This is a genomic window from Allomuricauda sp. CAU 1633 (assembly GCF_017313225.1).
GTDB lineage: Bacteria > Bacteroidota > Bacteroidia > Flavobacteriales > Flavobacteriaceae > Flagellimonas.
Genome location: NZ_JAFLNE010000001.1, coordinates 857,043 through 881,216 on the forward strand (window position 1 = coordinate 857,043; position 24,174 = coordinate 881,216).

25 protein-coding genes are annotated in these 24,174 nt (G+C 39.6%); 6 read left to right on the forward strand and 19 right to left on the reverse strand.

Annotation, left to right across the window (positions count from 1 at the left end; genetic code table 11):
* Positions 1 to 4: 4 nt before the first annotated feature.
* The 7 genes from J0X14_RS03810 to J0X14_RS03840 form a co-directional block, all read right to left on the reverse strand.
* Positions 5 to 709: a TIGR04283 family arsenosugar biosynthesis glycosyltransferase gene (locus tag J0X14_RS03810; protein WP_207096421.1), complete on the reverse strand. Its 705-nt coding sequence runs from the start codon at positions 707 to 709 to the stop codon at positions 5 to 7.
* Positions 699 to 1,442 (reverse strand): DUF547 domain-containing protein, encoded by a 744-nt coding sequence (locus J0X14_RS03815; RefSeq protein ID WP_207096422.1) that lies wholly within the window; start codon positions 1,440 to 1,442, stop codon positions 699 to 701. Before J0X14_RS03815 ends, J0X14_RS03810 begins: the two co-directional genes overlap by 11 nt.
* A gap of 27 nt (positions 1,443 to 1,469) precedes the next feature.
* Entirely contained in the window at positions 1,470 to 2,435 is a 966-nt protein-coding gene (gene arsM, locus J0X14_RS03820; RefSeq protein ID WP_207096423.1) for an arsenosugar biosynthesis arsenite methyltransferase ArsM, read from the reverse strand.
* Complete coding sequence (locus J0X14_RS03825; protein WP_207096424.1) at positions 2,432 to 3,247, reverse strand: purine-nucleoside phosphorylase; 816 nt, start codon at positions 3,245 to 3,247, stop codon at positions 2,432 to 2,434. Before J0X14_RS03825 ends, arsM begins: the two co-directional genes overlap by 4 nt.
* Positions 3,228 to 3,857: a TIGR04282 family arsenosugar biosynthesis glycosyltransferase gene (locus tag J0X14_RS03830; RefSeq protein WP_207096425.1), complete on the reverse strand. Its 630-nt coding sequence runs from the start codon at positions 3,855 to 3,857 to the stop codon at positions 3,228 to 3,230. The genes J0X14_RS03825 and J0X14_RS03830 overlap by 20 nt, the downstream gene beginning before the upstream one ends.
* A 71-nt stretch (positions 3,858 to 3,928) precedes the next feature.
* A complete protein-coding gene (locus J0X14_RS03835; protein ID WP_207096426.1) occupies positions 3,929 to 5,974 on the reverse strand; it encodes a response regulator in 2,046 nt (681 codons plus the stop codon).
* A 173-nt stretch (positions 5,975 to 6,147) separates the two neighbouring features.
* Entirely contained in the window at positions 6,148 to 6,648 is a 501-nt protein-coding gene (locus J0X14_RS03840) for a rhodanese-like domain-containing protein (RefSeq protein ID WP_207096427.1), read from the reverse strand.
* A gap of 84 nt (positions 6,649 to 6,732) precedes the next feature.
* Between J0X14_RS03840 and J0X14_RS03845 the strand changes: the two genes are divergently transcribed.
* The gene (locus J0X14_RS03845) at positions 6,733 to 8,280 is read left to right on the forward strand and encodes a glycoside hydrolase family 32 protein (RefSeq protein WP_207096428.1); all 1,548 of its coding nucleotides are present in this window, start codon (positions 6,733 to 6,735) and stop codon (positions 8,278 to 8,280) included.
* Positions 8,281 to 8,798: 518 nt separating this feature from the next.
* Here the strand turns inward: J0X14_RS03845 and J0X14_RS03850 are convergent.
* From J0X14_RS03850 to J0X14_RS03895, 10 genes are all read right to left on the reverse strand, one after another.
* Positions 8,799 to 9,026, reverse strand: coding sequence for a hypothetical protein (locus J0X14_RS03850; protein ID WP_207096429.1), 228 nt, complete (start codon positions 9,024 to 9,026; stop codon positions 8,799 to 8,801).
* A 194-nt stretch (positions 9,027 to 9,220) separates the two neighbouring features.
* A complete protein-coding gene (locus J0X14_RS03855) occupies positions 9,221 to 10,474 on the reverse strand; it encodes a hypothetical protein (protein ID WP_207096430.1) in 1,254 nt (417 codons plus the stop codon).
* Positions 10,475 to 10,562: 88 nt separating this feature from the next.
* Positions 10,563 to 11,696, reverse strand: coding sequence for a helix-turn-helix domain-containing protein (locus J0X14_RS19185; RefSeq protein WP_207096431.1), 1,134 nt, complete (start codon positions 11,694 to 11,696; stop codon positions 10,563 to 10,565).
* A 12-nt stretch (positions 11,697 to 11,708) separates the two neighbouring features.
* The gene (locus J0X14_RS03865) at positions 11,709 to 12,590 is read right to left on the reverse strand and encodes a DPP IV N-terminal domain-containing protein (protein WP_207096432.1); all 882 of its coding nucleotides are present in this window, start codon (positions 12,588 to 12,590) and stop codon (positions 11,709 to 11,711) included.
* Positions 12,591 to 12,622: 32 nt separating this feature from the next.
* Positions 12,623 to 15,682, reverse strand: coding sequence for a carboxypeptidase-like regulatory domain-containing protein (locus tag J0X14_RS03870; protein ID WP_207096433.1), 3,060 nt, complete (start codon positions 15,680 to 15,682; stop codon positions 12,623 to 12,625).
* Between the two features lie 139 nt (positions 15,683 to 15,821).
* Positions 15,822 to 16,286 carry a hypothetical protein gene (locus J0X14_RS03875; protein ID WP_207096434.1) on the reverse strand — a complete coding sequence of 155 codons (465 nt, stop codon included), beginning with the start codon at positions 16,284 to 16,286 and terminating at the stop codon, positions 15,822 to 15,824.
* 90 nt (positions 16,287 to 16,376) lie between these two features.
* Complete coding sequence (gene cls / locus J0X14_RS03880; RefSeq protein WP_207096435.1) at positions 16,377 to 17,798, reverse strand: cardiolipin synthase; 1,422 nt, start codon at positions 17,796 to 17,798, stop codon at positions 16,377 to 16,379.
* Between the two features lie 128 nt (positions 17,799 to 17,926).
* The gene (locus J0X14_RS03885) at positions 17,927 to 18,130 is read right to left on the reverse strand and encodes a hypothetical protein (protein WP_207096436.1); all 204 of its coding nucleotides are present in this window, start codon (positions 18,128 to 18,130) and stop codon (positions 17,927 to 17,929) included.
* A 33-nt stretch (positions 18,131 to 18,163) separates the two neighbouring features.
* The gene (locus J0X14_RS03890) at positions 18,164 to 18,325 is read right to left on the reverse strand and encodes a DUF1328 family protein (RefSeq protein ID WP_067034370.1); all 162 of its coding nucleotides are present in this window, start codon (positions 18,323 to 18,325) and stop codon (positions 18,164 to 18,166) included.
* 159 nt (positions 18,326 to 18,484) lie between these two features.
* Positions 18,485 to 19,165 (reverse strand): SOS response-associated peptidase, encoded by a 681-nt coding sequence (locus J0X14_RS03895; RefSeq protein WP_207096437.1) that lies wholly within the window; start codon positions 19,163 to 19,165, stop codon positions 18,485 to 18,487.
* Between the two features lie 198 nt (positions 19,166 to 19,363).
* On the opposite strand from J0X14_RS03895, the gene J0X14_RS03900 reads away from it, so the two are divergent.
* On the forward strand, positions 19,364 to 20,401 hold the full coding sequence (locus J0X14_RS03900) for a helix-turn-helix domain-containing protein (RefSeq protein WP_207096438.1): 1,038 nt from the start codon (positions 19,364 to 19,366) through the stop codon (positions 20,399 to 20,401).
* A 124-nt stretch (positions 20,402 to 20,525) separates the two neighbouring features.
* Here the strand turns inward: J0X14_RS03900 and J0X14_RS03905 are convergent, their stop codons facing one another.
* Positions 20,526 to 20,864, reverse strand: a complete 339-nt coding sequence (locus J0X14_RS03905) for a hypothetical protein (protein WP_207096439.1) — start codon at positions 20,862 to 20,864, stop codon at positions 20,526 to 20,528.
* Between the two features lie 115 nt (positions 20,865 to 20,979).
* Between J0X14_RS03905 and J0X14_RS03910 the strand changes: the two genes are divergently transcribed.
* Positions 20,980 to 21,591 carry a TetR/AcrR family transcriptional regulator gene (locus J0X14_RS03910; RefSeq protein WP_207096440.1) on the forward strand — a complete coding sequence of 204 codons (612 nt, stop codon included), beginning with the start codon at positions 20,980 to 20,982 and terminating at the stop codon, positions 21,589 to 21,591.
* 25 nt (positions 21,592 to 21,616) lie between these two features.
* Here the strand turns inward: J0X14_RS03910 and J0X14_RS03915 are convergent, their stop codons facing one another.
* On the reverse strand, positions 21,617 to 22,063 hold the full coding sequence (locus J0X14_RS03915) for a hypothetical protein (protein WP_207096441.1): 447 nt from the start codon (positions 22,061 to 22,063) through the stop codon (positions 21,617 to 21,619).
* Between the two features lie 94 nt (positions 22,064 to 22,157).
* On the opposite strand from J0X14_RS03915, the gene J0X14_RS03920 reads away from it, so the two are divergent.
* The 3 genes from J0X14_RS03920 to J0X14_RS03930 all read left to right on the forward strand — a co-directional run bounded on the left by J0X14_RS03920 (position 22,158) and on the right by J0X14_RS03930 (position 24,174).
* Entirely contained in the window at positions 22,158 to 22,391 is a 234-nt protein-coding gene (locus J0X14_RS03920; RefSeq protein ID WP_207096442.1) for a helix-turn-helix domain-containing protein, read from the forward strand.
* Between the two features lie 297 nt (positions 22,392 to 22,688).
* Positions 22,689 to 23,654 (forward strand): hypothetical protein, encoded by a 966-nt coding sequence (locus tag J0X14_RS03925; RefSeq protein ID WP_207096443.1) that lies wholly within the window; start codon positions 22,689 to 22,691, stop codon positions 23,652 to 23,654.
* 79 nt (positions 23,655 to 23,733) lie between these two features.
* Positions 23,734 to 24,174 (forward strand): cbb3-type cytochrome c oxidase subunit I, encoded by a 441-nt coding sequence (locus tag J0X14_RS03930; RefSeq protein ID WP_207096444.1) that lies wholly within the window; start codon positions 23,734 to 23,736, stop codon positions 24,172 to 24,174.

The following is a 24,174-nucleotide window of genomic DNA, read 5'->3' on the forward strand; positions in this document are numbered from 1 at the left end:
TTCTTTAGGGTGTAATGTACTTCGCATAATACCGATATAGCTTATCTGGACTCGACCCCAAATACTTTTTTAGATGGATAACAGCAAAATGAAATTGAAGCTTCAAGATGCCTATTTCCTGATATTTCCGTGCTGAGGTGACCACGTAAGCTGGTAAGACCCTAAATTTTGTTTGTTTGTATAACCGCCCTATGAATTCCGTATCCTCATAAATGCGATAAGTCTCATCGAAGCCTTTACTTTTTGTAAAGAGCTCCCGTTCTACAAATAGGGATTGGTCGCCTCCGCGACAGATAAGTAGATTCATTCTGGAAAACCAAGCAAAAAAGCGAAGAAAAAGGTTTTTGGTGTCAAATCTCATCCGAAAGCAACCTGCTAAAAATCCACTATCAGCAGCGCTCAGGATAAACTGGTCAAAATTGTGGGGAGGAAAGGTATCGGCATGTAAAAAATAGAGAACGTCTCCTTTGGCGTGTTTGGCTCCTAGGTTCATTTGTTTGGCCCTCCCTTTTTGGGATAGAACCACTTTTGCACGATGTTGCTCTGCAATTTCCCGAGTTTTGTCCGTACTTCCACCGTCAACACAAATAATTTCTATGTTATTGGAGGGTGTTGATTTTTGGTTAAGGTGCTTGAGCAACTTTCCGAGGCATAGCTCTTCATTGAGCACCGGAATAATTATGCTTATGGAACGATTCTTATTTGGCATCGTTCAAACTCCAGTCATAATCCAAATAGTCGATATCGGCATCGCTGCCGATGGGATTTTTTAAATAAGGGTTGATGAATTCCAAAAGTGAGGTGTCCTCCGTAAAATCACCCTTGTACCATTTGAATATTTTGGATAATTGAGCTTCGCCGTTTTCAAAGCGATTTTTTGTCGGGTCGTTTACAAAATCTTGAGCCACTTGGTTAAGCTGCTGTTCCATTTTTTCAGGCATAAAGGCCTCATTCAACAATTTTGGACAGGAATAGGAGGCGCAATTAATGGCAAAATGAATTCGTGGTTCGTTCATCTTGCGCAGAATTTCGTGCTCAATATGGTTCAGGGATAAAGTTGAATTACCCACATAAATCCATTTTTTATCCCATCGATTGGGAATGTCCTTGATACTTTCAACAGGGTAATGGTCCACAATCAGCTTTACGGTTGCCGCATTATAAAGGTTAATATAATAAGCCAATGAATCCTCCTTGGACCAAGTTGGGGAAGGGGGGTGTTGTGCCAAATGACTTAAATAATCATTAAGCTGTGCGGCATCCTGTTTGAAAACCGAGTATTTCACATTTCCATTCTCATCCACATGATTTTTTAAAAGTGTGTTCCAAACCTCATGGGAAGGTTTGGAAGTGTTCATCTGATAGTGAGCCTCCAACCTTTCCTTTTTTCCGTTGCAAGAAAGAAGAAATAAGCCAAGTAAAAGATGTAGGACAATGTTCATGCTCTTATCTTTTGAATTTCAGGAAACCTAGCAGCAACCACCGCCATTGTAATGCCACGTGCTTTCGCTAATATGGATTTGGTCCGAGGCTTTTGCTAAAGCAGCCGCTGTTTTGTCGCAAACGGCCAAGGGCTGGTTTTGGTACATGACATGACCCTTGCCATCATCAAAATACTCCTCATCACCGTAATAGATGGCTGTTTTTCCAGTGAACATACAAGGGCCATCCTCGGGCATGGGGTCTTTTATTGCGGCAATTTCAATAGATTCAATATAAATGAGTTCGTCCGTTGGGTAATGGTTGGGCGACAAAACGCGATACGATCTTCTTCCTCGAATCTCAATGGTGCCAAACCCGGCATCGGTCAGAACTTTTACATAGTCTTTTAGAGGGATGCTACCACTGAGGCATAGTGCCCTTAGTCGGTCATCATTACGAAGTGCATCGTTCATGGGCTGTTCACAAATAGGGTCGCTCATTACCAAACGTCCATGGGGCTTTAATACACGATACATCTCTGAGACTGCTTTTTTCAGATCTTCCATCTTAAAGATATTGAAGAGGCAGTTTTGGGCAGCTACATCAATACTTTCATTGGCAACGGGAAGGTTAAGCGCATCGCCCTTTACTAAATTCACATACTCGCTTTTGAACCAATCATTCTCTTCTTCGGCCACTTTAAAGTTTTTTCGGGAAGCTTCCAACATTTCATCCACAGAATCCACCCCGGTGACACCACCTTGTTGTCTGGAGAAATAAGAAAACTGCAACAATTCCATTCCGCCGCCCACTCCCACATAAAGTATTTTAGGGTTGTTTACTAAATCCTGTGCGGAGACCGTGCTCCCGCAACCATAATTCATTTCTTGCATGATCTTTGGGATGGATAACCCTGGGAATTGCCAAACGGGGTTTGTGGTACAACAAAGTCCAACATCTGGGGTCAGGGCCGCCTCTTTATAGAGGTCTTGGGTGGCATTTAGATAGCTCATATTTGTTTGATTAATTCTTTGAACAATTGAATCATTTTGGGTTCGGCCTTGCTAGCGATGCCCAAAATTTCTTCAATATTGATGGGTTTAAGATTATCGGGGTCGCATTCATCGGTTAAAACGGATACGGCCACAATGGGTAGTCGTAAATGATTGGCAACAATTACTTCGGGAACAGTACTCATTCCAACAGCATCAGCACCAAGGGTTTTCAGCATCCGATATTCGGCCTTGGTCTCCAACTGCGGCCCCACTACAGAGGCATACACCCCTTTTTGAAGCGAAATGCTTTCTTTTTGAGCTATGTCCACAATTTTTTTTCGCATATCGAGGTCATACGGTTCGCTCATGTCCACAAACCGGTCTCCAAACTCTGACACGCCCTTAAAAGCCAAAGGAGAGCCTCCTTGAAGATTAATGTGATCCTCAATGAGCATAATGTCCCCTTTTTTAAAGTTGAGGTTAATGGCACCAGCGGCATTGGACACAAACAGTTTTTTTATACCCAATTGGTGCATGACCCGAATGGGATAGGTGATGTCCAAGAAGTCGTACCCTTCATACAGATGAAAACGACCTTGCATCACCACGGCCTTTTTGCCTGCAATGGTCCCATAGATGAGTTTTCCGGTATGAAACTCCACTGTGGCCAAAGGAAAATAGGGAATATGGTTGTAGTGTGCTTCAATCGGGTCTTCAATGTTGTCCACCAATTGACCTAACCCGGTGCCGAGGACAATGCCAATTTCGGGAGCATTAAATCCTCTCTTTTTTAAGTGGTCAACAGATTCATCAAGTTGTGCTTGAGTCATTTTTTATATGTTTTAAAAAAGGCTGAAAAGCCTCAATGTTTTTAATGTCTTCGTAATAATCCACATCGTTCTTCACGGGGAGCATAAAAATACTTCCAGACTCCAAATCCTTCAAGGTATCGGATAAAACGGCATCAGTACCCCACGATTTGTTGTGGAAAACTTCCTTATTAAGGGATTTCATGCCCAACAGATAATATCCGCCATCTTCAGCCGGCCCCACCACATAATCATGTTCGTTGAGTCGTAAAAAAGCCTCTTCCATATCAGCCTGGGAGAGGTGGTACATATCGCTGCCAATAATAACGATTTTTTCAAAACCAGCGTTGAACCCCTCTTGAAAGGCATTCAACATCCGTTCCCCCAAATGGGCTCCAACCTGCAATTTTTTTTGATAGTTGTTTTGGTCCCAAATATCATTTTCCCAAATTTCCTCTGAGTAGTACACCCATTTTTCCACATTAAGGTCTTTGGTGAAGGAAACGGTATGGTCCAGTAAGAATTTGTAAATGTCCAAAGCTGCACCATCACCGACTTTTTTTGCCAATCGGGTTTTGCACTTACCCAGTTCGGGGTTTCGGGTAAGGATTAAAAGTAGGTTTTTATCCATGTATTCAAAGATACCATAATGGATCTATGACTTGGTAAAGCCACTTTTTATTTTTGAACCAATTTGTGGGCTTAGGATACTTTAATAAGATAAACGGGCAAAATATTGCGAAGCTTGTCAAACGAAATGGGTTTGGTGAGGTAGTCGTTCATACCCACTCCCTTGGCCTCATCAATGGCCTCTTTGGTCACGTCTGCTGAGAGCCCAATGATGGCTATTTCTTGGTTTATTTTCCTGATTTCCTTGGTCGCTTGGAACCCATCCATATTGGGCATGTGAATATCCATAAAAACAAGGTCGTACTCGTTTTGGGTCACAGCTTCCACAGCCTGTATTCCATTGGATACCGATTGGGCCTGTATTCCCAATTTTTCCAAGCTCATTTGAAGTACAATGACATTCACCCGGTTGTCATCCACGATTAAAACCTTGCACCCACTGAGATCAATTTGCTCAGGGCTTGGCAAACTGGAATCTTGTTTTACTTCAGCAACGGGGAATTCCAGATTTAGACAAAATTCTGTACCAATATTTACTTCACTGTCCACAGTGATTTTTCCTCCCAAAAGCTCAACCAATCTACGGGTAATGTAGAGACCGAGTCCACTACCTTCGTGTCTTTTGGCCTTTCCGGCATCTATCTGGGTGAATCGGTCAAAAATGGTTTTCAGTTTGTTTTTTGGAATCCCTATTCCTGAATCCTTAACCATAATTTCTATGGCGAGGGATTCTTCTTTCACTTTTTCCCGGTAGAAAACCTGTATTTCTCCATTTTCCGTGAATTTGAGGGAGTTCCTAACGATATTGGTGATGACCTGTCCATATTTTCCAACATCACCTTTTACGTTGTGGTCGTTTTCCTGGGATGAATCGAGTAAAATTTGGAGTCCTTTTTCCTCGGCATTGGGCCTATAAATACTGATGATATTCTTTAGTTCTTCCAATGGAGAAAAAATGTCTTCCCTAAAGTTGACCTTTCCAGATTCTATTTTGTCAATTTCTAGAATATCGTTCACCAGCAAGAGCAATTTTTTTGAGGAAATGTCCATTAATGAGAGGTATTCTTGCAAGGAATCATGCAGTTTGGAAAGTTTTAAAACTTCAATAAAACCGATAATGGCATTTAAAGGGGTCCGTATCTCATGACTCATATTGGAGATGAACTCTGTTTTGGCCAAAGAGGATTTTTCGGCTTTCAACCTTTCGTTTTTCAAAGATTTGTTGAGGTCTTTGAGTTTGTCATTGGCATAGCTCAAGCGTATGTTCTTTTTCCGTGAGGACTGATAAAAATAAATGAGTGAACTGGTAAGCAATGCCACCAATGTGCCAAAAATCAATAAAATATAAGTGTCTTTTTGCCTTGCCACCATGAAATTTGTGTCGGTGGGCATTAGCGCAAATGTCCATTGCCTTTTGTCCAGGGAATCTATCTCCAAAGATGTGGTGAACACATATTCATCTGCAATATCATTTGTTGTTGGGTTGTTCTTGGAGTAAAAAATTGTGCCGTTCTCATCCTGTATTTCAATGGCGTAGTTGTCTAAGCTGGATGCCAGTTCATTAAAGGGGTTGGTAAAATCCATCCCAGCGGTTATTGATCCTTGGAAACTTCCCCCAAAAAAGACGGGCACATCCACCAAAAAAGCACTTCCACCTTGGGTTAGCTTTGTCCATGAAGAAATATTGGTGGAGGAATTACTCATGTGTTTTCTCCATTCCGTGCTTCTTGGATGTTTGGACAGATCCAGGCCAATTGCTGCTTCGTTGCCCTCCACTGGGGTTACCATTTGGATGATCATTAAGCTATCTACCCATTCCACAAATTTAAAGGAAGGATTTTGTTCTAAAATAAGTTGGGCATCCTCTTCCCAGTATTGAAAATAGGACCCATTGGTCATTTCAATACGTTGTTTTAGGTTTTCCAGGGATTTCATGTTGTATTTTACCGAGGAAAAGAATTCCTGGGACCGAAGATTTCCGGTGGTCTCAATTTCATGGATGAACGATGATTTCTGTGTTTTTAAGGAATTGTTCCATAGAATGGACACCGTGGTCATGAAAACGACAAATACCACAACAGGAAGTATTAACTCTCTTTTTGAAGATATCAACGACATACCAAATACCAATTCTTGGGGTAGAAATCAATTATTTATCTGCAATTCAGTCAAAATCCAAGTCTTAATAATTATTGTAGGAAAAAGCAACAACATTGCAAAGACTTAACATATATTTTATGAAAAAATTGTATTTATAAGCTTTTAATCTGTATTTATTTATGGGCGCTTTGTCATTGTTTACCATACACTTTTTCAGCATTGGTTAAAAAACGACCCCAATACCTACTATAAGGATGTACCTTCTCGGTTTTGTGCTCATTTTCATCATAAACGGGATAGCCCTTATTTTTCCATTCAAAGATTCCTCCATACAGATTTAGGACATTGGTATATCCGGCATTTTTTAGTTGTTCCCCAATATCCTCGGAACGAACCCCAATGGAACAGTACACTACAATAGGCTTTTCCTTATTTGACAATTCTTGAAGGACCTTGTTCAGATCAAATTCAGTATAGCCCACCCAAATGGAGCTTTTTAGATGGCTTACCTCAAATTCTTCTTTTTCCCTTGTATCCAAAAGGAGGGGAGCTTCCATTTCATGTAGATTTTCCACAGAAATATAGTCCACCGTACCATCATTGAGCTGTTTTAAAACCTCAGGAATGGACTGCTGTGCACATGAAGCCACGCCCAATGTCAAAAAGAGAAACAGCAACAACAGTAATCGCATGGAATAGGGATATATTCCAAAGATAAATCAATAATTTTTGATTTGTTAAATTGATTATCTTATGCGATAAACCACAAAAATGATATGAAAATAAAAGTCACTCTTTTTGTTTTAGGAATAATGTTGATGGGGTGTAGGGAACAGAACAAGGAAAAACCAAATGAAATACAGGAGGTCAAGAGGTATACGGAACAGTATCGCCCCCAATTTCATTTTTCCCCTCCAGAAAAGTGGATGAACGACCCCAATGGATTGGTCTACAATGATGGGATATACCATCTCTTTTACCAATACTATCCGGAGGATATTGTTTGGGGACCCATGCATTGGGGGCACGCCATAAGTTCCGATTTGGTGCATTGGGAGCACAAACCCATTGCACTCTACCCAGATGAACATGGACTGATTTTCTCGGGAAGTGCCGTTGTGGACAAAAATAATACCTCTGGTTTTGGTAAAGAAGGAGTAGCTCCTTTGGTGGCCATTTTCACCTATCATTTAATGGAGGGTGAAAAAGCGGGTCGAGATGATTTTCAAACGCAGGGAATCGCCTTTAGTTTGGACAATGGAGAATCTTGGACCAAGTATGAAGGCAACCCGGTAATCGGTAATGATGGTATCAGGGATTTTAGGGATCCCAAGGTATTTTGGCATGAGGAATCCCAAAAATGGATTTTAACCCTGGTGGCAGGGGACCATGCCAAGTTCTATGCTTCCAAAAATTTAAAAGAATGGGAGTACTTGAGCGATTTTGGAAAAGCACAAGGTGCTCATGGAGGGGTTTGGGAGTGCCCCGACCTTTTTCCGATTCAGGTTGCAGGTTCGGATGAAGAAAAGTGGGTGTTGATTATCAGTATAAACCCAGGAGCTCCCAATGGAGGATGTGGTACTCAATATTTTATTGGTGATTTTGATTGGGAAAAATTCATTTCCGATCAACAAGAACCTCTATGGATTGATCAAGGTGCGGATAATTATGCTGGGGTCACCTACAATAATACCCCAGACGGAAAGCGAATTTTTATAGGGTGGATGAGCAACTGGCCCTATGCAGATAAAACACCTACCAAAAAATGGAGAAGTGCCATGACGGTACCGCGCGAGCTTACCCTAAAAAAAATTGGAGATGACTTGGTACTAACCAGCTATCCTGTGGGGCAATTGGATAAACTGGCATCACAGGTTTTGGCCGAAGATGTACAGATTGCCCCTGGGACCTCAGAGACCTTGTCCGTTGATGGCTTGAATCAATCCCAGATTCAATTTGAGACATCTTCCAGGGACTTTAGTTTGACTTTTGAAAATGATTTAGGTGAAACCTTGATACTTGCCATGGATTCGCAAAGCTATACGCTTATGGTGGACCGTACAAAATCTGGAAAGATCGATTTTAACCCTGAGTTTGGAAATAAGAAACATTTTGCGCCCATTGGGATGTTGAATGATGGTACGTATCAGGTAAAAATCCTGCTGGACTGGTCTTCCATTGAAATTTTCATGGATGGGGGCGTAAATGTGATGACCGAACAACTATTTCCAACGGAGCCTTATACCACCCTGATTCTTGAAAATGCAAGTAAAGAATCAGAAATTCATCTTGAATCCATAAAACATATGGAATCGGTTTGGTAAAAACCATTTTGGCATGCTTTTATGAACTAAGACGCGGATTCTCAAAAAATAAAAAAGACGCCTTAACGGGGCGCCTTTAAGAGACTTATTTAACTACTGAAGTATTCTGATTGATGATGGTAGTGTTTATATAGCTTAAAAGATATACAAGTACAAGCTGTTGATAAGGGAGTAAACGGAGAGGGCAGTTACAAAGTACCAAAAAAGGTAGCCCAACTTTGTTTCTACAGTGTTCATTTTCGCAAGTGTTTGTTTTTAGTTGAGATTACATCTACACACCGAAATTACTTAAAACAATGGGCGAACAATACACAATTATATTTGTTGCAGGAATTGGGATATAATTGGTAGGAATTGCTTCGTAAATGGAAAAACCATTCAAAAGAAACAAAAAATAGGGTGTAGGAAGGTATGATGAAAATAGACAGAAAATAATTCTGTCTGTTCATCATTCAATTAAGAAATTGAGGTCAAGAAAAGTGGCAGGGAGTAGGAATTGGATAGCAAAAAGGTAGTTTTTAAACCAATGGATTTCCTTTGAGTCGCTTTTCTATCTTTCGTTTTTTTTCGGTGAGACTCTTCATGGTCTCCATTAACTTGGAATCTTTGGTCTTTTTATAAATTTCATTGATGGATAGGATAAGCTTTTTGGCTTCTCTCGATGCCTCAACCCTATCACTGGTTGACATATGGCTTAGCGACCTGCTCTCGAACTCTTCGGCTTTGGACAATAGATCTTGTGTCATTTTTATTTTAAAATTAATCTGAATTGGCTAAATATAAGAGTTAGTTCCATACTTTATGCCTATGGAACGATTCATTTTTCATATTTATGAAAAGATTAAGAAGGTGGTCAAAAATCATAACAAAAAACCCAAATGAGATTGTTGGGATTCACCGCTTTGTTATGTGCCAATTAGAAAGGGAAAGATACAAATCACTACAGTTCCTTGCCATCCTTTTGGTAGAATTTGGTTGCTATCAACTTTTTATCCTCATCATAAAAGTACAGCATATAAGCTGCATGATTATCCGTTCGGTTGACCAATTCACCGTTTAAGCCCAAGAATGAAGTTTTAGCCAGGGTGCCATCTTCATTGTATTCTTGTTTTATGGAGGCATATCCTCGGGTTTTGTGGAGCACGGGCTCATTTTTTAATCCCAAAAGGTCTATTCTGGTTCTGTTTTTTCCACTTTTGTCCCACGAATATTTAGCCATACTGTAACCAGAATGTTCATTGGTTCCGGGGTTACCGTCTTTATCCAAAAATTGGGTGTAATCGTAGTTTCCATGCTTGTCGTAGTAGCGTTTGCTGCCCCAAAATCCATGTGAATTTATTAGGGGGGAGCCGTCAACGTCCTCATATCTAATGGATCGCTCGTACCCATAACGGTCTGTTGTATTTATTCCTTTCGCCACATTGGGCCCATTACCTTTTTTTACTTGGTGTTGAGCGTCAAGAACGGTCCATCCATACCATTTTCCCTCCCTATCAAAATGAATTTTGTCTTGGGCCACACCGCTTCTGTTTTCCACAAGATTGCCTTTTTCATCAATATTTTGCATAAGGGCCAATAATCCGTTTTGGTAATAGAACAATCGAATCGCATAAAATTCAAAACCGGGGCGTAATGAAACTTGATTTCCATCACGGTCAACACGAATTTCGTCCACGGAACCATCTTTGTTCACTGTCCAGCGATATTCATAAATTCCCCAACTGTTTTCAATACGATTTCCATCTTTATCCTCAAAATAGAGTTGGGTGTATCGTCCCATATTGTCCTTAATATAGATTTCCTTAAAGGCATTCCGTTGGGTAATCTGGTTTCCGAACCGGTCAAAAAAAGTGCGAACCTCTTTAGGGCCATCATAAACAAACCGTTGTTGGGGGGTGGTAAAAAAGTAGTTGGCCGTATGATTGGGTTCTATCAAATGTTTTCCCAATTTAAAAGACACAACTTTAGGTCGAAACAGTGAGTCGTACTGAAATTCGTAGTGGTTTCTTTTTTGGGCTTCGGCTTCTGTAATTTGAACCACCCCCTTAAAATCTGGATAAGGGGATTCCCGGAGGGGGAGTGTTGAAAAATACTCAGTAACACCATGGCTATTTTCTTTTGGGGAAATTTGTGTATGTGCTATTTGATAATAACATAGAAGTAAGGCAACACATAAAATATCAGAAGACCTCATAATGGTTTGTTTTGACCAAATATGGGTCGGATAGATTTTTTTCGGCCAGTTTTTGAAGCAATCTTGGACTTAATTCCTGAATTTGGACCTACTTTTTGTAGGCATTCACAAATTGGGATGGTGTTAGACCGGTACTTTTTTTAAAAGCACTGAAAAAAGATGATTTGGTATGAAAGCCAGAAGTATTCCCAATGGCTTCCAAGGTCAATTTTTCATTTTTAGGATCCAATAACCGTTGTTTGGCCTCTTCAACCCGATAGTCATTGACCCATTGGGTAAATGATTTTCCCATCTTGTGGTTGATGGCTTGGGAAATATACTTTGAATTTGTGCCCAATCTCTCGGCAATGGTTTTCATGCTCATGGATTTTTGCAAATAAAGCTGTTCAGACTGCATCAATTTTTTGGCACTTTCCAAGATTTCTTGATACGCGTTGTCATTCAAAACACTTTTCGCATATTTTATGGGAGGAAACAAGGTGCTTCCAGAATTTACCAGCAATGCCACAAGGACAAAAAGTAGAAGCATAATTGTCAAAAAGACCATATCCACAGGCCATTCAATCATGGATATTTTAGTGGTTGAGAACAATAGCTGATAGATGTGGTTTGAGGTAATCGTGAACAAGAAATACAATAAAATACTAACGGTCAACAGCCCTGCCAACAGCCTATCGGGTTTGTTTTTCGATTTTCCCATAAACGTAAAGAACAGATACCCCAAAGGCACCAAAAATAGCAAGGGAACCATCAAGGTTTTAACTACTGTTCCAAAATTGCTCCAATAGTCAAAAGGACCAGGACGTGCATCCTTGTAAAAATTTGTCAATGCTATTTTTTTATAGGCAAGAGGCGTAAAAAGAAGATGTCCCAAACGAATTAAAAGGTAAACAGCAAAGGGCCCCAATAGCATCCAAACCCATAATTTCTTGGGAGGCTTTTTCCTGGTCACCGTCCAAATAAAGATAAAGAACAAGGGATAGAGCATAAGGTTAAAAAAGCGTCCAGGGGTAAACAAGACAGGGAACTCAAAAAAAAGACGACTGTGCACAAAAGTTTTAAAGCCAAGTTCCAAAGCAATAAAGGCAAGAATGGCATAGAGCCAAAAATAACCGTCGTTTTTTTGTTTGTTAAGAAGAAAGAATATGGGTAAAAAGAGTCCTACCGCAGTAAATCCTATTCCCAACAAAGAAATTACGTCTATTTGAGGTTGTTGGTCCACACTATTGTGCTTTTAGGATTGGCTCTTGGCAATCCGTTTTGTTATTTTCTTGATCGTGATATCATACACAAAAATTCCTTTGTGGTTGACTTTCCAACCGTCACGAAATAGAACTTTGGTACAGGCAGGGTCCATTTTTGGCTGAAAACAACCCCCTTCACAAGTCATGATTTTTTCTTTTGACGAACCATCCAAAGCCATCATAAAAATACGGGCAGATGCAATTTCGCGAACTTCTTGATTGACAAAAACAATTTTGGCACCATCACAGGCCCAACTAGGATTATAGCTTACATAACCCAGTGATTCCAGTGCTGTTTCCTCCCCACTCTTAAGATTTAGGATGGCAATGTGGAATTGTTCTTCACCGCTTACAGGTTTGTAACAGTAGAGCAGGTGTTTTTTATCTGGTGACAAACTCGGATATATATAAGTTGTATCAGGATTTTGGAGCAGTATTTTTGTTTTTCCGTCCAGTGTTGTCTCCATGATTTGGTTTGGTGCATCTTTTGGAGCGTTTATGTAGAGAATGCTCTCGGAATTGGGATTCCAAGAGGGCATGCTCTCATCGCTGGGGGTATTGGTGATTCTTTTTGTGGCTTGGGTGGCAATGTCAAAGAAAAATAGCTCTTTGTTTTCATCTTTTTCTGATACAAAGGCAATTTTAGAGCCATCGGGGGACCAAGATGGAGTCCATTTTTTTCTACCATCATCGGTTAGTTTTGATAGGGTTCCATGCTCAATATCCTGAAGGTAAATCTCAGTGGCTCCAGATAGATTTGAAATATAACAGACATGATTGCCGCTAGGGGACCATACCGGGGCTTCGTAAACAATAGTATCTTGTGCACTGACCAAATGTGCAATCAGAAAAATAAGCGGCATAATTTTCATGGTTATCCCATTTTTTATGAAAATAGCACAAGTCATTTAAAATTGGAAATCTTGTCCGAGCTTAGGTTTAAAAATTGAAAATTCACATCCTTTTGTTGCAACCGTAGGACTTTTATGGTTTCGGTTCCAGTCAAATTATTTTTTATGGTTGTTTTCAAGAATGCAGGGGTGTTGGTTTGGTTGCCCAAATATTTTACGTTCAGCAGCCATCTTCCTTGGGCTAAATCATCAATTTGAAAACTAGTTGAGGAATATCCCTTGAAGATTTCATCGGAAATCAAACTCGGGTTGGCCTCTTTGGTATGTTGCCATGTATAATAATGGCCAGTTGGGCCTACAAATTGAAGTTCAAACTCGGTATTGGGATTGTTCCATTCCACCAGAAGTTCAATATCACTGGGCTCATTTTCCAAGGAAAATCTAGACACATCCAAGTTGAGTTCGGCATGATGTTTTCGTATGAGTGTAAGAGCTTCTTCCTTGATAATTTTATCAATCCCTTCTTGTTTTAGCTCTTTGATTCCCATCAAATATTCTCTGTAAAGCGACCAAGCTTTTTGGATTTCACCAAGGTTTGCATAGCTATGGGCCAAATCACGTTGACTTTGGGCCTGAGCAGGTTGTAATGTGTGTATTTGTGTATAGATGGCATGAGCTTCGCTAAATAAACCTTTTTCTTCAAGTTGGTAGGCCAATGACCGCAGGGCAATAACATCTTTGGAGAAAACCTCTTCTAAATTGGAAAGAATTTTCCCTGCAACTTCTTCGGTTTCCCATTCTTGAAGGAACAGCGAATGTACATCGATATAAAAATGGGGAAGATGTCCATATAATTTTCGTTGCTCTATATATACATCGTAAGCTTCATCCATAGATTTCGCTCCAGATATCCATTGAATGTATTTGGGTTGGCTGCCTTGGGAATTTTCGAAGAGAACAGCATCATTTTTATAAATGTCATTGGACCGTAACGCATCCCAATGGGAACCTCCGTTTGTGGTTTCTTGCTCAAAAGACTGATTGATTGTTTTTACGATTATAATTCCGCCCCTTGCAATCCTGCCATATCGAGCAGCGGCCCAACTGCCTGGCATAATAGTGATGCTTTTAACGTTCAGTACATTAATGTGAAGTGGAGGGTTTTCAGGAGGATATAGTAGTCCATCGATATCCCAAGCTGCATAAGATTTGATTATTTCACCTCCCCGTATAGCGATTCTAGCGCTGGCATCATCACCAAAAACACGAACACCAGGAAACTTCCCTTTTATTACATCTGAAACATATCGATGTATATTTTTTACTTTGTCATTCTGAAGCTGCTTTATGGCAAACCCGGTTCGTTCTACATCAATGGTCCCAAAATTAGTTGTTATGTCGGTTTTTTGAGGGTCAGCACCTTTTATGGCTTCGGCCTTAAGGTATTCTTCTAAGATTACCTCATCCAACACTTTTACGCCCATGGGCATGGTGATGTTAAGGAAGTCGGTATTGGAGTTCACCACAGATTCTGCATTCTCTCTTCCAGGGTAGGTAAATTCTATAATAGCCCCATTATGGGCCATTATGGAAAAGTTTCCGTCCGTATTTGTCTTAGTAGTTTTGCTAGTTTCCCTTACTTTGACCGTAACATTGGGGAGAGGGTCGTCAAAATCGGTTACGGTACCTTTTATTTCCCTTAATGCATTACTGTTTGATTCTACTGGGGCATATTCCAGATTGTCTATGATGTGCTTTTTGGTGTAGTCCAATGCCAGTTGTTGGTCATCAATTTTGTCTAGATTAATGTAATTGGCCCCAGAGCCCTCGGCAATCAATTTCAATAATTCATGATTGGCCTCTGACTGGCTATTAATGGTAAAGACAGTATGTTTCCAATCTTCATCAAGGGTTTCCGGAAAGCCTTTTCCGTCTGTGAACAACAAAGTGTATTGGTCGGGTTGTAATTCATGCAAAACCTCAGGCCGGTTTGCACCATCATATATAATTTCGAGCAAGCGTTTTTTAAGAGACTCCCAATTTCCATTTTCAATGGCAAACTGTTCAACTTCTCCAAGGTCATACCCAAAGGTTTTCAGTGCTACATCAACATTTTTAAGATGGTTAAAATAGTTGTCCAGAAACCTCAGTTCCTTGGCGCTGTTTTTTCCTTTCATGGAATATGAAGTATCCCAAAGAAGGGTAATCTTTTCGGGTTTTTCGCGCAGTGTATTCTGGGAGCCCACCACCTCATTGTATTGGTTTTCCTCTAACTGTGAAGTGTTCAAGCTGAACGCAATGGTGGTACCCTTGCTAATCCTTTTCCATCTGTCCTGACTGATCACTCTGGTGAAGGATCGCGCACCATCATCAAAAGAAGAAATAAGAATGCCCACTTTTCCACCGTAAATTTTAAGAAGCTCCAGACTGGCAATAAAGTGATCTTTTACCACAATGTTGTATGGAGAAAGGTCTATGGTTACCCTTCCTTGTTTTCCTTTAATGGTGTGAAGGATGTTGTGGTTGGATATATTCTTGCCGGGCAATCCTGCTTTGCCCACTTCATAAATGTTTACCCGTACCAAAATACTGTCTGAAATACTGGCGATAACATTGAAGGACATGTCCTCCAGTTTTAGGGGACTGTTCTTGATACGGATTTTTGAGGCGTGCTCCCCGCCCAAAGCAAGACTGTCGTTCCAGAATGCAAATTTTTCTTTGTTGTTGCTTACGTACCCAACCCTGTTCTTTGCGGCGCTTTTTAAATTGAGAGTAACCCCCTCCAGCTCAAAAAAAGCTTCTTTCATGAGAATTTGCGGGTTTTCCTGAAGCAGCTTGTATAGTTCACTGGCATTAAATTGAAGGGTTTCATACCCTATTCTGGAAAATTGGACGGTATTTGTGTCATTAATGTCGCCATCTTCCAACTGAAGCACAAAGGTCCCATCATCTGATGATACGGTGCCTTTGGCCTGATCAACAATACCAATGTTTACATAGTCGACAGGCGCTCCCGTATCGGCATCCAGTATTTTTCCCGAAAGGAAATTTTGGGCATGGAGAAATTGGAGGGAGACAAAGAAAATTATAAAAAGGGCACCATATTTTTTCATGTTGATGAGTTTGGATATGGTGGTTAATTGCGCTGCTGATTTTAAAAATAGGGAAAATTTATGATAGGGCGGCAGTTTTTCAGATAAGGGCAATAAAAAAGGGCAAACGTGAATTTGCCCTTACATGTGATTTATTGTTTTAAAATTGATATCGGATTCCTAAGGCAATATCCAGGTCTAGGTCATCAGAATAATCATCGTTAAACCCTAGCTCTGGTCTTAGGTCCAGTGAAATGAGCAGGGGTATTTCAAAATCATATTCTATCCCCAGATCACCGGCAACAAGAAGGAAAGTACCGTCATTTTCACCTGCATCAAAGGAGCCAATACCTCCACCAGCACCAACGTACCAGTTAAATCCGCCATCAATGGGCATTACCCATTGGTACAGACCAACCAATTTGAAGGCATCTACGTTGTTGGAATCTCTCCAACCCAGATCAAATTCCAATCGGTTGTTCTCATGCAAATAGCGTTGGTAGGAAATCTCACCTCCAAAACCATCATTGTCTCCAATACGTATACCCAGTGCATTTTTGGAAATGCTCTGCGCACTTAAGGTCACCGCTGTCAATAAAAAAAGAATACTTAAAATAGTTCTCATAATTCTGTTGTTTAGTTGCAAAATTAAAGGTGTCCAAATCTTGGATTGCCTCAAATCAGACAAAGGTTAACACATAAAGTTAGAAAAAACCTACAAAAGCGGCTTAAAAAACTTGGAAAGCCCCTCCATAAATTTTTTCCAACGAGGGCGATTTCTGAATTCATCAAAGGATAACTGTTCAGCCTTTTCGCAAAGAGCGTTGAATTCTGCCGTTATTTCTTGGTTGATGTTCTGGTCATAGATCAGGATATTGGCCTCATAATTCAACTCAAAACTTCGGATATCGAAATTACCGGAACCTATGGAGACTAGATCATCATCAACAAGCAGTAGTTTGGCATGGGAGAAATCGTCGCGCAGATAGATTTTTATACCCACGCTCAAAAGTTCCTCAAACTGGGAGAACATGGCAAACATGGCCGCTTTGGAATCTGATTTTTTCGGTACCAACAAACGGATTTCAACACCTTCAAGGGCAATGACCTTCAGCGTCTGAAAAAAAGCTTCCCCGGGAAGAAAATACGGGTTAGCAATGCATATCGACTTTTGTGCCTGATTGACCATCCCCAAATATTGCTGCATAATGGTAGGGAGGTTGGAATCCGGGCCTCCGGCCACCACCTGGGCATCCACTGTACCACATTTTGACTGCTCAAAGAGGTAGTCCTCAATCTTGAACTCCTCTTTTTTACTGGCAAAAAAGTAATCTTTGAGAAAAACTTGGTGCAGGTCGTTTACGATGGGGCCTTCCAATTTTAAATGAGTGTCCTTCCATTTCCCCAGATCACCTTTGTGGCTGATGTATTTGTCCGAAATGTTTACCCCGCCGGTAAAGGCAACCTTGTTGTCTATGACCGCAATCTTTCTGTGGTTTCTAAAGTTGAGGTAAAACAGCAGGTTTTTTAGCCGGATGGGCATTATGGGGTGAATTTTCACTCCAATTTCCTGAAATCGCTTTTTGGGTCTCCCCCGTAGACTGTAACTTCCAAAGGAATCATAAATGATTCGGATTTCCACACCCTCGGAGATTTTCTTTTGGAAGAGCTCCAACATTTTATCTAAAAGGCTCCCCCTTTCCAAAATATAATATTGCACATGGATGAATTTCTCAGCGGCATCCATGGCTTTGAACAGCGTATTGAAGGTTTCGCCACCATCTTGAAGCACCGTAATGGCATTCCCACCAGTGGCCACGGTGTTGGAATTGGCATTGATGAGTTGGTTCAATCGCTTTTTTCGGATGTCTGAATCAAAATTGACCTTGAATTTATCTGAAGTTGGGGCACTTCCGTAGGAAAACCGTTTCCGCTGTTCAAATTCCTTTGTATTGAAAAACTTGAACTTACGCCGGTTTACGCCAAAAAGATAGTAGAGTACGGCACCAAGAATGGGAAGGACCACAATGGCAAACACCCAACCTATGGATCGGGAAGGCCGCCTACCATGATAAATGATCGAGCCAATGGACCAAAGCCCAAGAACAATGTGAACAATAATAAATAAGGTCTTCAAAATAGGGGGCTCAATAATTAATTGAATTCTAAGCTACTACTCAAAATTTAAAATGCAGCGTTTTGCACATAAAAAACTCTGGACATTCAATTGCCCAGAGTTTAGATTTGGTTCTTTACACAAGGATATTAATGGTCATCCGTCATATCTTCAATCTCATCTCCAACATCATCAGCGGCGTCTTCAATCTCATCTCCGGCTTCCTCAACGCCGTCCTTAACATCCTCTATGGCTTCTTCAGCCTTACTTTCCTTGGTTTCCCTGCAACTGGTTACGCTTGCGCCAACGGCAAAAGCAATTAGTAGCAAAAATAAACTTATCGACTTTTTCATGGTTCTCTGTTTTTAGTTAATAAAAAATTCTTCTTACAATCTTTTTCTTCCGGTTATCAGTGATATAATGAATAACACAATGAAAATGAAGAATAGGATTTTGGCAATACTCGCCGCACCAGCGGCAATTCCTCCAAAACCGAATATTCCGGCTATGATGGCCAAAATTATAAAGGTGACTGTCCAACGTAACATATCTATTGTTTTTTGGTTGCTGTCTGACTAACTCTTAATCAGTACATTACAAATTTGAGGGAATCTTGGGCAAAAGCTTGCTCCTATCCAGTTTTATGTTAACCCAATAACAATAAGGCAGCTAAAATGGGGTGTTGTCACCAGTAAAGGTTTATTTTTCTAAAAAATCAGGGTATAAAATGGAATCGCGGGTATGGTGTCCTTGAAAAACTCATCCGCCATGAGATGGGCTTTTAATTTGACTTCTGGAGGATTGTTGATGATATCCTTTAGGTTGTCGATATCAAACTCATTTGCCAACCATAAATCTGCGTGAGCTTTAGGAATTATGATGGGAGCTAGATCACTAATGTCATGGTAACTGGACACAAAAGCATTGGTCTTGGCCATGACCAAGGCACAACATTGAAATCCGTCCTCCAACACATTGTACACCCCGGCCAAATAAAAAGGTTTTTCGTTTTCCAAGCTTACGTAGTAGGTGTGCATTTTTCCATTTTTGAGCAGATGGGTATAGAAACCGGAAACAATGATCAAGCACCTTCGCTTTGTAAAGGATTCTTTCATCCATTTCACTCTTTCCAGATCTTGGAGCTGCACGTTGAGGGTATTGGCATTATTTTGAAAAATGTGCCAATCCTCTTTAAAATCTTGGGGCATCAGGCCCCATATCGCAAAAGAAATTTTGTGTTTGTCCTCAGTGGTCACCACGCTGATATTGGTTTCTTTAAAACCATCAATAATTGCACTGGGGGTATATAAATGTGGGTATTTAAAATGTAAGCCAAACTCCTCCTCAATCTCTGTCCGTTCTGCTACATTGGAAAGTTTGTAAATCATAATCCTCTAGTCTTCATATTCAACTTCAACAACACTGCGAAAGAACCCATTTTTAATCACAAAACTTAACTCATTAGATATTAATCGTAATGGGAATGATATGTGAAAGTTTTGTGAAAGGGCATCTTTTTGTCCACTTTTTATCGTAAATATTTAAACAAAGCAAGTTTCTTGTTCAACCTTAAAATTATACAACCCATGATAACAATACAAATAAACGCCAAGAATACAGCTGAAACTTTTGAACAGATCAAGAATATTATTGGAGGGGAGGTCATGGAAAAATGGGGACAACAGATTCTTGCTGTGGACAATGAAAACGCCAAAGGCGAAATACGAGCCTTGAATTTTGACTGGGGCGCCTGCCTCTTGGAATACGATATTACTTTTTTTGATGAGGTTACCCTGATTACGGATAGTACCCACTATAATCCCATAAGTTTTGTGTATTGTTTGGAAGGCTATTGTGGGCATAAGTTTGGATACCAAGAAATGTCTGACCTTAAAATCTTGAAACAGTACCAATCGGTAATCATTTCTAGCAGGGCCAATGGCTTCAACCATGGGTATCTGCCGGCTGGAATTCCACTGCACATCAATGTAATACGGGTACATAGAAATCAGTTTATGAGCAATCGACTCAACAAAGGAGAGGCGCTCAATGAACAGCTGTATAAAGTATTTTTGGATACCGACCATAAAAACGTATTCTCTTATTATGGGTCGTACAATTTAAAAATGGCCGATCTTGTTTCATCCATAAAAAATGTTACCGCAGACGGAATGATCCGCATTCTACAGTTAGAGGGATTGGTGTATCAAATTCTTTCCATGCACATTCTACAGCACAACAATGAAGTGCTTAACAATGGTCCTAAAACATCCCTGCTGAACAGGGAGCTGAACACCATTCGGGATTGTGCCAAACAAATTGAAAATAACATTGCCAAAGATTTCTCTCTGGAAGAGATAGCTGCTGAAACCGGACTTACACAGGCCAAACTTCAAGAAGGATTTAAATTGCTCTACAACAAAACCGTAACGGAGTACATCCGAAATGCCCGATTGGAAGTCGCACGGGATTTGATCAACACCACCGAAATGAACATTTCAGAGGTGGTCTATTCCATTGGGTTTACCAGCAGAAGTTATTTTTCCAAGATATTCAAGGAAAAATATGGCATTAGCCCAAGTGAGTTTAAAAGCAGCAAAAGGGAGATGGGGCTAAGTGCTTGATTCCAACAAAAGGTAATTTCCCTTATTACATAGGAGCAACCACAGACCAGGATTCTCTACTGGTCTTTGTAAGATAAACAGAAAACCCGACAAAAGTGTCGGGTTTTTTAATACCTCATTTTGGCTATTTTGTACCCAACATGAGTCTGTTGTCAAAGAGTATTCCCTCTTTTGATGACACTACAATGCGATAGTACCCTCTTCTGGAGTTTTCAAAGTCCAAAATCTTACCTAAGGTAACTTCAGTTCCTAAACGATTAAAATGAATCAATTCATTGGAAGTGTTGTAGACCTTAACAATAAATTTTGACTCCAGTGTATTCAACAGCCAGATTTTAAGCTGTTGTCCTTCAATCCGGATTCTTGGATCCTCGTCTCCTTTTGCGCCATACGTTGGCGTACTCAGCAGAAAGCCACAAAGCATTGTGGTAAAAAGTGTGATTTGTTGAACTGTTTTTTTCATGATGAAAATTTTAATGATTTAAACAATGTCTAAATATATATACAGACTAGACGGTACAAATATAAAAAAAATTTAAACATACCAACTAGTTTGTAAAATTTTTTATCTTTAGTGTATGGCAAGAGATGGAAAACCCACAAGAGCTAAAATTTTAGCAGAATCCAAAACCCTGGTATTTGAAAATGGATTTTCAGGGACAAGCATAGACCAGATATTGGCAAGGACCGGTATTACCAAAGGAGCGTTCTTCTATCATTTTAAGACCAAGAATGCTCTGGCACAGGCCTTAATAGAAGAGTTTGCGAGAGATGATATTGGGCATATGCAGGAGGCGTTACAAAAAACAGGAGAACTGCATAGTGACCCTTTGGATAGATTACTCCAGTTTATACAGGAGTTTGTTGACCTGATGTCTGATCTAGAAGACCCACCCAGTTGTTTGTACGCCTCTTATACGTATGAACCAAGTCAATTTGAACCCGAAATTTTGGAGTTTATTTCGGAAACGCTGTTGACATGGCGAAAGACATTTGAACAATTATTGGAGAACGTACTCAAGGAATACAACACCAAGGTAGAAGTGGACATCGCTGCTTTATCTAACCTTTTTACGGTTATTTTTGAAGGCTCTTACGTGGTTTCCAAAGCCTTGAATGACCCAGCGCTCATCTCTGGACAGCTAAAGGAGCTTAAAAATTATTTCCATTTACTTTTTGAAAAGAAATAGGACTCAGCAGCGTATGGGTATAATATCATAACGTTGGCCGACAAAGGCGTGTGCAAGGGTGTTCCAATTTTAGGATGCCTTGGTATACATGCGTTACCTCCACCCGTAGGGTGGGATCCGGGGCATCTATCCGAAAAGAGAGCTGTAGTTTTTCTTCATCCATATACAACCGGCCTTGATCCAAGGGGCGGGGGAGGGACAGCATTTCCACATCATGGAATTTTTGGGCTTTGAGTGTCTGGAATTGAAACGAGAAGCTAAAGACCAAATTATCCAAGACCGTAAGCTCCGCCATACCCTTTTGTGGCATTTTTTGGAGGATGATACGGCTCTGGGGCCGTTGCACTTTGTGCAGCAATTGCCCGTTTTGATGGTTGCAAATTTCTAGGGCGGCAAAGGTGATATGCAGGGCATCTGGCGAATTTTGACGTAAAAAGTGGATAAGCGTGGAAGAAATAGGACGTGGTGGCATAGTAGATTATTTTAAGAATGGGATATCTCAAAAATACACAAAATGACGTTTACGTCATTAATTTCGACATATGAATTTTTGACATTGCTGTCGTATGGAGGAAAAAGACGACCAAAATGTTGATTTTTTAAAAGACTTAGCCAACCGAATTAAGGGGTTGAGAGAAGCTCGAAATCTTACCCAAGAAGACGCCTATAATGACACAGGAATTCATTTTGGACGGATTGAAACCGGCAAATGGGACCCAAAATTCAGCACCATCAAAAGAATTGCCACCTATTTTGCTTTAAGCATCACTGAATTTTTTGCTGAAGGTTTTGATGAATAGAATTGTATCATTTTTACAAATCCGAAACTTTTTTAGAATGACTTCTCTTATCAATTTCCCTGAATTTTAGGATTACTCCTATTTAATCTAAAGAGAACTTGGAATTAGAATTGTGTTCTTTACATTGAGAATTTTAAACGATTTTCTAATAAATTGGTAGAAAGTAAAGAGAATAAAGAATCAAAAATTGAATAAATATTAGTTACCTTATAAAATTGTTGAAATTCATGTGATATGTTTATCAGGGTAAAAGGCTAGTTTTTACAACTCTAAAACATGGTGCTTTTTAGAATTTATATGAAAAAGCAAATGGAACTTATAAAAGAAATTGATATTACACTTGTACTGGGTATACTGATATTGGTGATTGGCACTTTTATTGGCACTTATCTTATCAATTTGAGCAATAGAAGATCAAACACTAAGAGAATCAATGCTTTGGAAGAAAACTTCTTTGCCCAAACAAAAAAACTTTCTATGCAATCAAAAGAGATCGAAACGATTTCGGGCAATATCCTTGAAATATCTAAAGATATTGCTGGCATTGCGGGAGAGTCGTCGGTTACATTAAAACAAAACCAAACTATTTCAGACGAAGTTTTAAGTATTTCACACGGACTGAAAGTAACGATAGATCAACTCTCATCTGTATCTTCTTCAATTCAAAATCTAAATCGTGTTAACAATAATATTTTAAATTTAATTCGTGAAGAGAATAAGGAAAAAGGGGAACTTAAACTAAAAGTTAAACATGCCAAATCTTATTCTTTTGTTATTGGAGGAAATTTATTTCAAGTTTCAAGGGTTGAATTAGTAAAAGGTTACACAGTTATATTGCCCATATTTCAGTTGAGAATACCCTTAGTACTCAGAATAGAAGGCACAAATTTATTCGTTAGTTCTACCATAAAAAATATTAATAATGAAATTACAATTGAAATAATTGAAAATAAATGGTCTTTGAACAGGAATCATGGATTTTCAGTGAATTATGATGAGTCGGGGATTGAAATTTTGAATGAACATGGACTTGTTAGCTTTCAACTAAATGTCAAGAACAATATCTTAAGTATTGCAATGATTCATTATACAGAGGATCATGTATACATCGTACCAGGAGGTAAAGGGGGAGTTAATATAGACAGTCGACCAGAGGATGGGATTTTAACAGAAGAAATGAAAAATAAGGCTTCTCTTACCAAAAGGATTTTTGTGCATCACGGAGATTTCTATATTGGAAAAAGACTTGAGAATCCAATGTGATTCTCCCCACTCCAGTAAAATTGTATCGTGTGGTTTTGTGACGCCAAAATTATAGTTGAGAACACTAGTAATAAGTTTAATGAACAAACTCATTGAAAAACCACATCTGATATTTTTATTCGCCATTCCAATAATTCTATTTGTTGGAATTTTGAATGGAAACGCAGTACTGGATATAAATGTTCACGACACCTATTATGTAATTGCTCATTTGCATCTGGCAATACTCGTTTCAATACTGTTTGGAATAATTGGAATTGGCTATTGGGCTATGAAAAAAGCAGATAAACAACTATCAAAATGGCTGAATGGGACTCACATTGGATTAACTTTTGGCGGAACATTCCTTGTGTGGGTTTTGACTAAATTTTATCGAACAGAGATTATGGAATATGAGTTTAACAATTATCTGTCTATGGTCATAACCATTGTTATTTTGCTCATTATTTTAGGACAACTGATTTTTCCGATTAATATCATTTACGGATTGATAAAAAGGAAAGATAAAATCAATAGGTAG